Below are 14,271 nucleotides of genomic sequence, written 5' to 3'. Positions count from 1 at the left end.
TTTGAATCATTTTATTGTAGAATGGGCCGCAAAATTTGGTTTCAAGGCGTGCATTTCCCATGTCACCACTCTTTATCGGTCATATTGACGCGTAAGTTTTGCATTCAAATGACAAGGCATAAATTCATTTGATTAGCGATTCCTAACCTTCGAGAAGCGTCGCAGCCAATTGTGCTGCCTGTGACCGTATATCTGGAACCGCTGTCACCTCCCAGAACAAGCCCTTTGTTATCGGGCCAATTGCAAATAACGGTCCCGTCGGTTCTCCTCGGGCATTCAGCAGCTGCAAATCAGCAGTTACATCAAGGCCCAGATCGAGTGAATCAGGTTTGCCTAAGCCATTTTCCATCAGGCTGATTAGCGCGGAATTTCGCGTTGTGGAAAAGCGCGCGCTGCCGCCACGGCAATCGATAATGGATTGGACATCTAATTCGATATCTTTTGTGGCGCGACGCTCGCAATAGCGAACCGCAATATGCTCGCCTTTGTTTTTGACTGATAAAAGATGCGCGGCTGTGATTGTCAGTTGGCCTGATTGCTGGGCAGCCTCAATGCGTTTTGCAATTGCAGGAGCCATCCGGTGACGATGAACATCCCACCACGGTCGCAAATGACGCAGAAAACTCTGGCGTTGCCGGATAGGCAGTCGATTCCAGATGTTCCGGGTATGTGGCCGAAGCCCGTCAATCACACTGCGCCAGCTTTTGCCTTCAGCCTCACAGTGCGAAATTATCTTGCGAACAATGCGGATTAATGCAGGCAAACCATCGGCGATTGGCAACGAACTCGCTTCAATTGAAATAGGGTCGGACGGTGCATGTGCAGCTGGCACCAATCCGCGTCGTGAAATTGCATGAATGTCACCAGTATGCCCGCGATCAAGCAATGAAATCACGCTATCGATCATCGATAATCCAGTGCCAAAGATGGCAACGGAATGTTCTGTCGGAATGTTGAAATAGCCATTGCTCGACCAGTACTCAGTCACAAAACGGCCAGACGTTGCTATTGAGGCTTCATTACCCGTCGTAATGATTATCGCATCAGCTGAAAAACTTTTCCCATCAACTGTTTCGACGCGCAGTTGTTTACCTTCAAATGCAATGTCAGATATTTCTGCGTTTTCTATCAAAATGCGCGGGGTATCTTCTCCCAGATACGGCTTGAGGAGATCATTGAGATAAAGGTGATAGACACAGCGGGGTGCAAAAGAATGGGCTTCCCATTTTTCGTCTGTAGCATCTTCGGAATGATTTTGAAGCCAATTCAAAAAATGGTCGGGTTCGTCTACGAACGCGCTCATATTGCTGGCACGGACATTGAGCAAATGGTTAGGATTCTGCGTTGAATAAGCAATCCCTGCGCCGATATTTCCCGAGCGTTCGAAAATTCGAATATTTGTTTCGGAGGATTGTTTCAGCAATTGGGCGGCCATCAGCACACCGCTTGCGCCACCACCGATAATAATAAATGACTTCAAATCATAATCCCCATTTGCCTTGTGCGGGTCGCAAATTTACGCGCCAGCTTTTCTAGGCTCTTTTGTTAATTCCTATAAATTTTGTCAGATTTTATAATAAGATAAAAGTCCGAAGCAGATTTTTCTAAGCTATGCCTCATAATTCGTTTCGCCAAATGAAACACTGAAACCGAAAAACGTCGTATCTGTTGACAGTGTGTTTCAGAAACATGGGCTGGCTTCTCCTTCTAAAATCACAATATTTTGCAGTAGAGTTTTCACTTTGCTGCATTAGGTTCGCAGCGCAGAATCGCCGTAACAACAGGAACATGCACGATGAGCAATAGCTATATTGACGCTCTCAAGAAGCGCCGCACGCAGTACGCACTTGGTAAGAACCTCCCAATCTCCAAGGATGCTGTGGCAGAACTGATCCGTGAAGCAGTCAAGAATTCCCCATCTTCCTTCAATTCTCAGAGCTCACGCGCTGTTATCCTGTTTGGCGCTGAAAGCGACAAGCTTTGGAACATTGCAAAGGAAGAACTTCGTAAAATTGTTCCTGCCGACGCATTCGAACAGACTGAAGGTAAGCTCAACAGCTTTGCAGCTGGCGCTGGTACAGTTCTGTTCTTCGAAGATCAGGACGTTGTAAAAGGCCTTCAGGAACAGTTCGCACTTTATGCGGATAACTTCCCTGTCTGGTCTGAACAGGCTGGCGGCATGGCGCAGCTTTCCGTTTGGTCGGCTCTCGCCAATGAGAACATCGGTGCAAGCCTTCAGCATTACAATCCACTGATTGACGCTGAAGTTGCCAAGACCTGGGGTATCCCTTCGTCCTGGAAGCTGCGCGCTCAGATGCCGTTCGGTTCCAATGAACAGCCTTTTGGTGACAAGGGCTTTATGGATGATGCTGAGCGTTTCAAAGTTTTCGGATAATCCGTTCTAAACTCAGATGAAAGGCGGCTGGATTTTCCAGCCGCTTTTTTATTTGCGACCAATTCTGTCTAACTATTGTGCCCCCTCAAAAATCGGAATCTATTATCGGTGCGTTCTTGAGAGTCGGCTTCCGGGGAGAAGCCCTCGAAACGCATTCATATCGATGACCAAAGGCTTGCAAAACCTGTGGTCTCCAGAGGGACAAAGTATGAAGTTTACCACCACGACGCGCCTGATGCGCTCAACCATTCCAGCTGCACTCGCACTCGCGCTGTGCTTTTCGGCATCATCGAAAGCCGTAGAGGCCGCAACACCGGCTGATACGCTTGTGATTGCGATGAGCATCGATGACATTATTTCGCTTGATCCGGCAGAAATTTTTGAAATCACGACATCGGAAATGCTGACCAGCACTTACGAGCGCCTTGTCACGACAGATATTAAAGATCCAACGAAGATTATTCCACAAATCGCTGAAAGCTGGACATTCTCGGAAGACGGCAAGTCCATCACCTTCAAAATTCGTGACGGCTTGAAGTTTGCATCGGGCAATCCGATTACAGCTCAGGATGCTGCCTACTCCATACAGCGCGCAATTAAGCTTGATAAAAGCCCGGCATTCATTCTCAGTCAGTTCGGTATTACACCCGAAAACGTCGAGCAAAATGCGGTAGCCGTTGACGATAAAACGTTTGTTTTCACGACCGGCAAGCCTTTTGCCCCAAGCTTTGTGATGAACTGCCTGACGTCCAGCGTTGCATCAATCGTTGACAGTAAACTGGTGAAAGAGCACGAGCAGAAGACGGAAAAGACCGATACCTATCCGTTTGAAACAGATTTCGGCTACGAATGGCTGAAGAACAATTATGCTGGTTCAGGTCCTTTCGCACTCAAGCAATGGCGCGCCAATGAAGTGCTGCTGCTCGAACGCAATGATAACTACACCGACGCCACGCCAGCGATGAAGCGGATCATCTACCGCCACGTCAAAGAAGGCATGTCGCAGCGACTTTTGCTTGAGGCAGGCGACATTGATATCGCACGCAATCTGGAACCGGGCGACATTGAGCAACTGGCAAAGGATAGCAAGTTCAACGTCATCAACGCCCCGAAGGGCCGCGTTTATTATCTGTCGATGAACCAAAATGTGCCGGAGCTGGCAAAGCCAGAAGTGCGTCAGGCGCTGAAATATCTCATTGATTACGATACGATCGAAGGCACACTGATCAAGGGAATTGGCCGTAAGCATCAGTCCTTCCTGCCTGTTGGTATGTTTGGCGCTACGGATGACAACCCATTCGACTACAATGTTGAGAAAGCCAAGGAACTGCTTGAAAAGGCAGGATTAAAAGACGGTATCAGTGTCACGCTCGACGTGCGCAACAATCAACCTTATGTCGGTATTGCTGAAAGCATTCAGCAAACAATGGCGAAGGCTGGAGTGAATGTCGAGATTTTGCAGGGCGATGGCAAGCTGACCACAACGAAAGTTCGCGCCCGTAAGCATCAGCTTGCCCTTGGCATCTGGGGGCCGGATTATTGGGACCCGCATACAAACGCGGTTACCTTCACGAACAATCCAAACAATGGCGATGAAGTCAATCTGCGCACCACGGCTTGGCAGGCTTCATGGGATATTCCTGAACTCACCGCCGAAACAATGGCAGCTGCCGAAGAGCGCGACACGACAAAGCGCGAGGCAATGTATAAAGACATTCAGAAGAAGTTTCAGGAGACAAGCCCGATCGCTGTTATCTATCAGCAGATTGAGACGGCTGTAACCGGTGCTAATGTTCATAATTTCGACATGGTAGCCGATGCCAACTATGTCGCTACGGTGACGAAAGACTAAAACAAAATGGCCGGGTGATTTTTTCCCGGCCATTTTCTATTTCTCAAAACTGAATGAAGGAAGTTGTTCTAATGCCGCCTTCAAGGCTTCAGACCAGCTTTCCGATACCGTTTGATAATAGGGATCGCTCGCTTCAAAACGACGGTGTTCGCCCAGTTCAAGTCTGTCTGTCTCATAGACCTGCATATCCAGCGGCAGACCAACAGAAAGATTGGCCTTCAGCGTCGAGTCAAACGACACCAACAGTAGTTTCACAGCATCTTCAAAGCTCATATCCGGCTGATAAGCACGAACCAGAATTGGCTTACCATATTTGTTCTCACCAATCTGGAAAAATGGCGTATCCTCGGAACTCTCGATGAAATTACCCTCAGGATAGATATAGAACAAGCGTGGCTGCCCCCCCTTGATCTGTCCGCCAAGGATGAAAGAAGCACCGAAAGCATCAGCATTCTGCCCGCCAGTCGCAGAATTGCTGATGACTTCTTTGACGGTATCACCAATCAGACGCGCGACCTGAAACATAGATGGCGCATCAAACAATGAAGGATGACGCTCATCCGGTGCTTTCATGCGTTCTTCAAGCAGGCTTGCAACCGCCTGCGTTGTTGCCAGATTACCCGCTGATAAGAGAACAATCACCCGCTCGCCCGGTGTTGTCCATGTTCGCATTTTTGAAAACTTGGAAATATTATCGAGGCCCGCATTCGTCCGTGTGTCCGACATGAACACAAGGCCACGATCAATTTTCATTCCAACGCAATAAGTCATCAATAATTTCCGGCAGGCAAATCTTAAGTTGAAATAATCACTGCCCTACATTGATGTGCACTGCAAGACTTTCAACTGCTCCTCCAAGCCTTACACCCGAAATCGGTGCTGCGTCACGATAATCTAAGCCCGTAGCAAGACGCACATAGCGATCATTGGGACAGACATTGTTTGCTGCATCAAATCCCACCCAGCCCAAACCATCGACATGCGCCTCGGCCCAGGCATGGCTGGCCGTCTGCTCGTCAGTGCCTTCCATCAGCAGATAGCCCGAAACGTAGCGCGCCGGAATTTTCAGCAACCGCGCCGCAGACAGAAAAATGTGGCTGTGATCCTGACAAACACCCTTCCCTGCCTCCAGTGCGCTTTCGGCATTGGTCGCTACACTGGTCGTGCCGGGCATATACTCCACGGACGAATGAACTTTACCCATTAGTTCATGAAGTAATGCCAGTCTTTCCTGAGCTGCACCTAAATCACCCGCCAGCGCTCGGATGCGCTCCCCCGGCAGTGTTAATTGCGTTTCGCGCTCAAACAGCCACAAAGGGGCGTACCCATAGACTGGTCCAAGGACGCCAACGCGGTCTTCCACATCGACGCTACCGCTGGCAGCTATGATGATTTCAGTAATGTTTCGAACGTGCTGAACAAGGTCGGTCTTGTTACCAAAACCATCAATATAAGAAACCTCCGGCTCTCCGCCTTCGATCTTCAATTCCCAATGTTTAACCAGTTGGCCGGGAAGTGTCGGCGGGCGCAGGCGCAGGCGCTGCACCGCATAAGGAACCGGGTTTTCGTAGCGATAATGGGAAACGTGCCGAATATTGAGCAACAAGCAATCACCTCAATAGAAGTTATAGGTTTCCGCGATCTCGTTGCCGAGCCGGTTATTACGCGCAATGAATTCCGTCAGAAATTCATGCAGACCAATATCGAAAATAGCACTGATGTCCTGATTTTGCAGTGTCGCGTAAATCTTGTCGGCTGTCTGATGGCATACGTCGCTATCGCCATAATCCTTGGCAAGGAAATTCAAATGGCCGTTGATGCTTTGGTAGCAATGATTGAGTGAGCGCGGCATACGTCCATTCAAAATGAGATAATCTGCAACATGTGCCGGGCGATAATCACCGTCATAGACCCAACGATAAGACCGATGCGCCGACACGGACCGCAGGATTGACTCCCACTGATAGTTGTCGAGTGTTGTTCCGACATAGGACACTGCAGGCAGCAGTACGTAATATTTCACATCAAGGATGCGCGCCGTATTATCAGCGCGTTCAATAAATGTGCCGAGACCCGCAAAATCGAAAATCTCATTGCGCAGCATTGTGCCGTGAAACGCGCCGCGGATCAGTGCTGTCTCGCGCTTAATCTGATCAAGCAGTGGCGGCAGGTCAGCTTCTTTGAGAGGCTTGCACAGCGACTTTTTCAGGACCATCCACGCTTCGTTGATGCTTTCCCACGCCTCGCGCGTGAGTGCAGTTCGCACCATTCTCCCGTTCGAGCGTGCTGTTTCCATGCAAGACATCACGCTGGATGGGTTATCCATATCGCGCAGAAGAAAATCGGCTACATTCGCTGCATTATAAGCCTGATATTTTGCTGAGAATGTCTGGCTTGCACCAGCCGAAACCACGACGGAAGACCATTCTTCCGGTGCATCTGATGTCTTTGTAAGCGCCATCCGCAGTCCCGCATCGACCAGACGCGCCATGTTTTCGGCACGCTCAATGTAGCGAAACATCCAGTAAAGCCCGTTTGCCGTACGGCCAAGAAGCATAATTCATTCCCCTATGCACGCTCTGATCTTTGCGTCAGTTGCTGCGTGTGATGTGATTTAGAGCATGTCGGTATTGGAAAACCAGTTACCACTTTTCCGCGACATGCTTTAGTCGTCGAGTACCCAGGTGTCCTTAGTGCCGCCACCCTGACTGGAATTCACGACAAGTGAACCTTCTTTCAGCGCCACACGCGTTAGCCCGCCGGGTGTGATCCGGATACGGTCTGAAACCAGCACAAATGGTCGGAGATCAACATGGCGTGGCGCGAGGCCGCTTTCGGTAAAGATCGGCGTCGTTGAAAGTGCCAGCGTCGGCTGCGCAATGTAATTACGCGGACGCGCCTTCAACTTTTCAGCAAATGCATCTCGCTCGGCTTTTGTAGCCGCGGGGCCAACCAACATGCCATAGCCGCCCGAACCGTGCACTTCCTTGACGACCAGATCAGCCAGATTGTCGAGCACATAGCTTAAACTATCAGGCTCCGAGCATCGCCATGTCGGCACATTTTCCAGAATTGCTTTTCGCCCGGTATAGAACTCGATGATTTCAGGCATATAGGAATAGATCGCCTTATCATCAGCAATGCCTGTTCCCGGCGCATTCGCGATCGTGATGTTGCCAGCCCGATAAACATCCATGATACCCGGAACGCCAAGCGTTGAATCCGGTCTGAATGTCAGTGGGTCGAGATAATCGTCGTCAACGCGCCGATAAAGAACATCAATCGTGCGGTAGCCCTTTGTTGTACGCATCGCGACACGACCGTCTACAACACGCAGATCACTACCTTCCACCAGCTCAACACCCATCTGATCAGCAAGAAAAGCATGTTCAAAATAGGCAGAATTATAAATGCCGGGTGTGAGAACTGCGACAGTCGGCACGCCTTGCGTTCCGGGTGGCGCGACACTTGCCAAAGATTGCCGTAGCAACTGCGGATAGTTTTCAACCGGGCGCACTTTTACGTTTTGGAACAGCTCTGGAAAAAGCTGCATCATCGTTTCGCGGTTTTCCAACATGTAAGAAACACCGGACGGCGTGCGTGCATTGTCTTCCAGCACATAAAACTGGTTTTCGGCTGTGCGCACAATATCGACACCGATAATATGCGTATAGACATTGCCCGGCGGGCGGAAGCCGATCATCTCAGGCAGAAATGCCTCGTTGTTGGTAATCAGCTCTTTCGGAATACGCCCTGCCCGCACAATCTCCTGACGATGATAAATATCATCAAGGAAAGCATTGAGCGCCATAACACGCTGCTCGATGCCTTGCGAAAGCTTGCGCCATTCCTGACCCGAAATAATACGCGGAATGATATCAAACGGGATTAGCCGCTCTGCCGCATCCTCATCGCCATAGACGGCAAAGGTAATGCCGGTTTTGCGAAAGACACTCTCGGCATCCTGCGTCTTTTGCAGAAGTTTATGCTGATCCTGCTCGTCGAGCCACTGTTTGAGAAATTCATATGGTTGGCGGACACCCTCGCCCTGCTTAAGCATCTCATCGAATGGATTCACTGAATTCCCCTTATTTTTAGCTGATAGTCGGCTTCAAATTAGAGAAATGCAAGTGTGCTAATTATGCAAAAGTGCAAAGCAGGGTTGCGCAATTTCGTCGCGACATAATGGAGGTTGATAGCGATAATCCGCGAAAATCAGCCGGGTCTATGCGCTTTAACGACTGATGGATCGGTTTCAATGCGTCCCGCACCGATCAGATCGAGGCAATACGGCACAGCAGGGAAAATGGCCTGCAAGGTCATTGCAATCGAAACAGGTTTACCCGGAAGATTGAGAATAAAGCTTTTACCGCGACTGCCTGCAGTCTGACGAGACAAGATCGCTGTAGGCGTCTGCTCAAGGCTTGCGCGACGCATTTGCTCACCAAAGCCCGGCAACTCTTTGTGAAGAACAACCTTCATGGCTTCCGGCGTTTCATCGCGTGGGCTTGGTCCAGTGCCGCCAGTCGTTAGGATGAGATCGCACCCAACATTGTCGGCGAGATCAATTAGCGTGTCGCGTACAGATGCCATACCATCCGGTATGACGCGCCGGACCGTCTCATAAGGCGTTACAATCGCGCTTTTCAGCCAATTTTCTATAGCTGGTCCGCTTAAATCTTCATATTCACCGCGGGTTGCGCGGTCAGAGACTGTAACGACGCCGATTTTCACTATCTTTTCCCTTTTGATATGCAATTCAACCAACCAATAGCGACAAGCATTGGAACTGTGAAGGTTTTGAAAAAGCCTTAGAGCCGCCCGAATGAAGTATATCAGGTCGATCTTAAAATGCTGTTGCTTTCCTTGGAAATACGAGCTTCAATCATATAATTGATGGGGGAGAACAAAATGCCATTCAGAGGCAAAGAGTATCACGGAACGTTCGCACCCGAAGATTTGCAGCTGATGCAGGCTGCATATAATCGAAGCTGCGCCTTATTAGACCGCTGCCCGACAACGCATGAGGCGAAAAATGAACTCGCCCGCGTTATTATCAGAACATATCAATCCGGAGAATACGATCCAGAAAAGATCGCTGCAATCGCAGCGCGAGTGGAATTAATGCGCAGTTGAAATCTGTTACAGAATGTAAACTATCCTATAGTATGGTAGTATAGCTTTCAGATTTACTACAGACTTGCCTTTACAAGCGAAATGCAGGTTACCAAATTCGGTCAATCACGACCAACAATGAATGAACCAATATGCCGTTTTCGAGGGATTATTATTTCAAGCGTTTTAGCCCTGCTGTTCTGGAACAGTTACAGGTGGCTTTTGTGATGTCTTGTCAGCGTCTGGGACGCTGCCCGATAACATCACCTCAAAAGGATGAGATGGCGCGCGAGATTATCCAGATCTATGAATGCGGCATTTCCAGCCCAGATAAAATCGCTGATCTGATGATGCAGATTGAAAGTGTGAAGCCAAAGCCTTTTGCAGAGCAAATCTTCGAGCAAGATTTCGATCAACCTGTCAAACGCGCTTGATCTGTTTAAAAAATAATATTTCGATATTAAATTATTTTCTTATTTATTTATCATAAATTACTGATTTTATTTAAATTTATGACAATTAACTATAAACAAAATCTCCTGTTTATTAAGCCTTTTATAAACTTTGAATTCAACATTATCGCATAGGCTTCGGTCAGCAATTTGCTTGAGGTGAGCATTGCGTGTGTTGGTTGATGGCTTTTGTGCAGCCGATGTAATTGGCTTCCGAATGCCTGAGTTTTGTGTGTGGGTATCATGCGTCCTTCGATTATGTCTGCGATTGCCCTCGCCTGCACCGCCCTTGCGGGATGCACATCAAGTTCAGGCATAGATAGCGTGATGCCACAACCATCCGCTGATCTGACTGGCTCGGTCATCAGACCTGCAGAGCCCGTTATGGATGTTGCAAGAGCCTCGCAATCATTGCCGCCTGAGCCACAACAGGAAGTTCTCGCATGGGCTGGACCTGTTCCCGACGCAGGCCCATTCAAAGCCACGCCTCCGGCGCCTGTCGTGCAGCCTGCTGAGGAACGGATCATTACACCTGTTTCAATGCCGAAGCCGGAGGTTGCGGCCTATCCACCTGTGCGCTTAGCACCTGAGCAACGCTCTCGTGTATATGGTCAGCGTTTCCGTGATGCAAAGCCAATCAATTTCGGCAAGGCTTCTCCGCGTCAGCATGCCGTGCACGGCGTTGATGTTTCTCGCTGGCAAGGCAATATTGATTGGGTAACATTGCGTAAGAACGGTGCAAACTTCGCTTATATCAAAGCCACCGACGGCGGCGATCATCTTGATCCGATGTTCCGTAAAAACTGGCGTGAAGCAAAGGCAGCAGGCCTAAAGCGCGGTGCATACCATTTCTTCTATTGGTGCCGTGTCGCAAGCCAGCAAGCTGACTGGTTTATTCGTAATGTGCCAAACGATCCTGATGCCTTGCCGCCAGTGATCGATGTCGAATGGAACGGCGATTCCTCATGTAAGCGCCGCCCGTCGCCTGCACAGGTCCGTGAAAAAATGCAGGTATTCATGGATGCGCTGGAACGTCATTACGGCAAGCGTCCCGTCATTTATACCGCGCCGGACTTCTATGACGACAATCTCAAGGGCGCATTTACCGACTACCCGTTCTGGCTTCGCGCTGTTGCGCAGCATCCATCCAAGGTCTATCCGGGTCGCCGTTGGCTATTCTGGCAATATTCCGGATCTGGCCTGTCGCAAGGCGTAAACGAAAAAATTGATCTCAACGTCTTCCACGGCAGTGAAGATCAATGGCACAAGTTCGTGCAGCGTTTTGCAAGCTCATCCTGATAAAAAAGCTCATCCCGAAATTGGGATGAGCTTAATCATTTTCAGGGTTTGCCAATATTTTCCAAGTCATATGGCGTGGACTGATACATCTCATTGATCCAGTTGCCGAACAGCAAGTGGGCATGTCCACGCCAGCAATTCTGCGGCTTGCGGCTGGCATCATTATTCGGGAAATAATTTGCTGGAACTGGCGTATCCGGCGAAAGCTGAATATCCCGGAAATATTCATCTGCAAGTGAGGTCGTATCATATTCAACATGGTTGAACATGTGCAGTGAACGATGCTTTGGATCTTCCAGCAGACAGAGACCGCTTTCAGGGCTGTCGACAAGAACCTTCAGATTACTATCTGACGGAATGTCGTCTTTGCGCACTTCCGTCCAGCGTGAAACCGGAATAGCAAAATCATCAGAGAAACCGCGCAAATACGGCGAAGATGGCTCAAGGTTTTGTTGGCTGAAAACACCCGACGCCTTGCCCGGCAAATCATATTTTCCCATACCATGGAAATGATGCACAGCCGCCTGCGCTGCCCAGCAGATGTTTAGCGTGCGATGAACATGGGTTTGCGTCCAGTCGAAAACCCGCTGCATCTCATCCCAATATGTCACATCTTCAAACGGCATACGCTCTACAGGCGCGCCGGTAATGACAAAACCATCAAATCGCTCGTTACGCACGTGTTCCCATGGCTGATAGAATGACAGCATGTGATCGGCAGGTGTATGGCGCGCTACGTGATTAGTGATGCGCACAAGCGTCAATTCTAGTTGCAGCGGCGTCGCGCCAAGCAACCGCGCAATCTGCGTTTCGGTAGTTACTTTATTGGGCATCAGATTTAGAAGACCGATTTTCAACGGCCTGATATCCTGACGAACAGCGTCCGCCTCACGCATAACCATAACGCCCTCTGCTTCGAGAACACTGGTTGCGGGCAGATCGTCAGGAATTTTAATAGGCATACGCGTCAGTCCTTCGTTATATCGGGGCAGACGCGTGTGGCTTCATCCGTATATTTGCCGGTTGGGCCACATCCTTCCTTTTCAGAAAGTACCACCTTGCCCGGGAAGGCAGGTTGGCGTTGGGCGTCGCCCCAACTCTTGATGTAAGGCTACTTCTAATCAAACAATCATATTCTGGCAATAGCTATTGAGGGGCGGAAAAACGCAATGTTGGAAACTCATTTCACCAACGGCTATCTAACTGGATTTCTATCCTCGTAAATAGGTCCGAAACAGAAGCACCGCATTTCAGGTAATAAACGGCGATTGAGTTCGATTTTAATAAGGGAACAAGTACCAGATTAACGAATTGTTCACATATCTTTAAATTGTGTTAACATGACTAGAAATGGGAGGGAAACATGAGCAATATTTTCTTCTGGATGGCACTGGTTATTTTGCCAGTCTTGGCAGGCACAGCTTTTGCCTATCTGCGTCATATGAATCATCGCGACGACTTTTAGCTTAAGACTTGCCGATGTTTCGGACTATTTGTTCGACTAACCCAGGTCGAAGCGTGATTAATTGACTAATTTTCAAGTTGCCCGCTTGTTGAGCGGGCGACAGTTATTTTCCGTATTTCATACAGACGACATCATTATCCATATGCATTTACATCGTGTTGTGCCCTATCAAAGGTCTATGAAATCGAGGCGATGTTCGCTCAACAATATCCGGGTTAGTACGCTTTTTGCAAAAACATGATAATTTTTATCAAGAATTAGCTTCACTTTGCCGTTAAGTCCTTTACGATCAGTCTGGTAGCGTTATTTTAAGAGCGCAACTAACTTCTATCAGCGTGACTCGTGCTCACGCCAAACTCAGGTGTATAGCTTCAATGAGCGGACCGGATACCCCCCATATCCTCGTCGTCGGTGCAGGTTTTGGTGGCCTGCAATTAATCCATGATCTGAAAGGCGCAAATGTTCGCATTACGCTTGTCGATCAGCGTAATCATCATCTTTTTCAGCCTCTGTTGTATCAGGTTGCCACAACGATCCTGGCGACATCAGAGATTGCATGGCCAATTCGCCATCTATTCAAGGACCGTAAAGAAGTTACGACTTTGCTTGGCACTGTCGTGGACGTCGATACGGCATCTAAAAAAGTCAAACTCGAAAACGGCAGCGAGATTGACTACGACACGCTGGTTTTAGCAACCGGCGCACGTCACGCTTATTTCGGCAATGATCGCTGGGAGAAAGTGGCGCCCGGTCTTAAGGCGCTGGAGGACGCCACGACCATTCGCCGCCGCTTGCTTCTCGCATTTGAACGGGCAGAACGTGAAACCGATGCTGCAAAGCGGCAGGCATTGCTGACATTCTCGGTGGTTGGTGGGGGACCGACCGGCGTAGAACTCGCAGGAATCATTGCCGAGCTGGCCAAGGATACGATGTGGCCAGAATTTCGTAATATCGATACGCGTCAGGCGCGTATTTTGCTGGTGGAGGCTGGCCCGCGCATTTTGGCCGCCTTCCCTGATGATCTCTCTGCTTATGCACAGAATGCTTTGGAGAAGATCGGCGTGGAAGTGCGCCTTGGCGTACCCGTCAAGGAAATCACCGAGCATGGCGTGACTGTCGGTGATGAGTTTATTCCTTGCGAGACGACAATCTGGGCAGCTGGTGTCGCCGCCTCACCTGCCGCAGCTTGGCTTGGCGCTGAGAGTGATCGGGCGGGACGCGCGCGCGTATTACCAGACCTCAGCGTACCCGGCCATGAGAATGTTTTCGTGATCGGCGATACGGCTTGGGTAGAAGGTCCAGACGGTAAACCTGTTCCGGGCATCGCTCCCGCTGCCAAGCAACAGGGTGCCTATGTTGCGAAAGTCATTCGCAGTCGTGTTTCAGGCACAGCAACGCCAGCACCATTCCGCTATCGCCATCAGGGCAATCTCGCAACGATTGGTCGTGGTGCTGCTGTGGTCGACATGGGGCGCATCAAGCTTAAAGGATCGCTGGCTTGGTGGGTATGGGGCATCGCCCATATCTTCTTCCTGATCGGTACACGCAGTCGCGCAGCCGTTGCATGGAGCTGGCTCTGGACATTCATATCAGGCCAGCACAGTGCGCGCTTGATCACGCAGGGCAAAGCAGCAGAAGATAATAAATAAACAAAACGGCCCGCTTTTAGCGGGCCGTTTTCATTTATCGAAAT

At 49.5% G+C, this 14,271-nt stretch carries 12 protein-coding genes and 1 riboswitch; of the genes, 5 read left to right on the top strand and 7 right to left on the bottom strand.

From position 1 onward, the window contains the following. Positions 1-142: 142 nt before the first annotated feature. Positions 143-1,480 (bottom strand): FAD/NAD(P)-binding protein, encoded by a 1,338-nt coding sequence (locus J2782_RS09740; RefSeq protein ID WP_310011869.1) that lies wholly within the window; start codon positions 1,478-1,480, stop codon positions 143-145. A gap of 315 nt (positions 1,481-1,795) precedes the next feature. Between J2782_RS09740 and J2782_RS09735 the strand changes: the two genes are divergently transcribed. After that, on the top strand, positions 1,796-2,395 hold the full coding sequence (locus tag J2782_RS09735) for a nitroreductase family protein (RefSeq protein WP_310011867.1): 600 nt from the start codon (positions 1,796-1,798) through the stop codon (positions 2,393-2,395). A 208-nt stretch (positions 2,396-2,603) separates the two neighbouring features. Further along, positions 2,604-4,247: an ABC transporter substrate-binding protein gene (locus J2782_RS09730; protein ID WP_310011865.1), complete on the top strand. Its 1,644-nt coding sequence runs from the start codon at positions 2,604-2,606 to the stop codon at positions 4,245-4,247. Between the two features lie 36 nt (positions 4,248-4,283). On the opposite strand, the gene J2782_RS09725 is transcribed toward J2782_RS09730, so the two are convergent. The 5 genes from J2782_RS09725 to mog all read right to left on the bottom strand — a co-directional run bounded on the left by J2782_RS09725 (position 4,284) and on the right by mog (position 8,981). Beyond that, positions 4,284-5,018 carry a proteasome-type protease gene (locus J2782_RS09725; RefSeq protein ID WP_310011863.1) on the bottom strand — a complete coding sequence of 245 codons (735 nt, stop codon included), beginning with the start codon at positions 5,016-5,018 and terminating at the stop codon, positions 4,284-4,286. A gap of 37 nt (positions 5,019-5,055) precedes the next feature. After that, positions 5,056-5,853, bottom strand: a complete 798-nt coding sequence (locus tag J2782_RS09720; RefSeq protein WP_310011862.1) for a transglutaminase family protein — start codon at positions 5,851-5,853, stop codon at positions 5,056-5,058. Between the two features lie 9 nt (positions 5,854-5,862). Beyond that, positions 5,863-6,804: an alpha-E domain-containing protein gene (locus tag J2782_RS09715; protein ID WP_250041980.1), complete on the bottom strand. Its 942-nt coding sequence runs from the start codon at positions 6,802-6,804 to the stop codon at positions 5,863-5,865. Between the two features lie 108 nt (positions 6,805-6,912). Then, positions 6,913-8,325, bottom strand: a complete 1,413-nt coding sequence (locus J2782_RS09710) for a circularly permuted type 2 ATP-grasp protein (RefSeq protein WP_310011860.1) — start codon at positions 8,323-8,325, stop codon at positions 6,913-6,915. A gap of 137 nt (positions 8,326-8,462) precedes the next feature. After that, the gene (gene mog, locus J2782_RS09705) at positions 8,463-8,981 is read right to left on the bottom strand and encodes a molybdopterin adenylyltransferase (protein WP_310011857.1); all 519 of its coding nucleotides are present in this window, start codon (positions 8,979-8,981) and stop codon (positions 8,463-8,465) included. 533 nt (positions 8,982-9,514) lie between these two features. Between mog and J2782_RS09700 the strand changes: the two genes are divergently transcribed. Next, the gene (locus tag J2782_RS09700; protein WP_310011854.1) at positions 9,515-9,796 is read left to right on the top strand and encodes a hypothetical protein; all 282 of its coding nucleotides are present in this window, start codon (positions 9,515-9,517) and stop codon (positions 9,794-9,796) included. A 261-nt stretch (positions 9,797-10,057) separates the two neighbouring features. Continuing rightward, positions 10,058-11,113 carry a glycoside hydrolase family 25 protein gene (locus tag J2782_RS09695; protein WP_310011853.1) on the top strand — a complete coding sequence of 352 codons (1,056 nt, stop codon included), beginning with the start codon at positions 10,058-10,060 and terminating at the stop codon, positions 11,111-11,113. A gap of 41 nt (positions 11,114-11,154) precedes the next feature. Here J2782_RS09695 and J2782_RS09690 read toward each other — a convergent pair whose 3' ends face one another. Continuing rightward, on the bottom strand, positions 11,155-12,075 hold the full coding sequence (locus tag J2782_RS09690) for a homoserine O-succinyltransferase (protein WP_310011851.1): 921 nt from the start codon (positions 12,073-12,075) through the stop codon (positions 11,155-11,157). Positions 12,076-12,115: 40 nt separating this feature from the next. After that, a riboswitch (SAM-I-IV-variant riboswitch) is annotated at positions 12,116-12,225 on the bottom strand. A gap of 727 nt (positions 12,226-12,952) precedes the next feature. Between J2782_RS09690 and J2782_RS09685 the strand changes: the two genes are divergently transcribed. Next, positions 12,953-14,227 (top strand): NAD(P)/FAD-dependent oxidoreductase, encoded by a 1,275-nt coding sequence (locus J2782_RS09685; RefSeq protein ID WP_310011849.1) that lies wholly within the window; start codon positions 12,953-12,955, stop codon positions 14,225-14,227. Positions 14,228-14,271 lie beyond the last annotated feature (44 nt).

Source organism: Brucella pseudogrignonensis (genome assembly GCF_031454375.1).
GTDB lineage: Bacteria > Pseudomonadota > Alphaproteobacteria > Rhizobiales > Rhizobiaceae > Brucella > Brucella pseudogrignonensis_A.
This window is presented reverse-complemented; position numbering and strand designations above follow the sequence as displayed.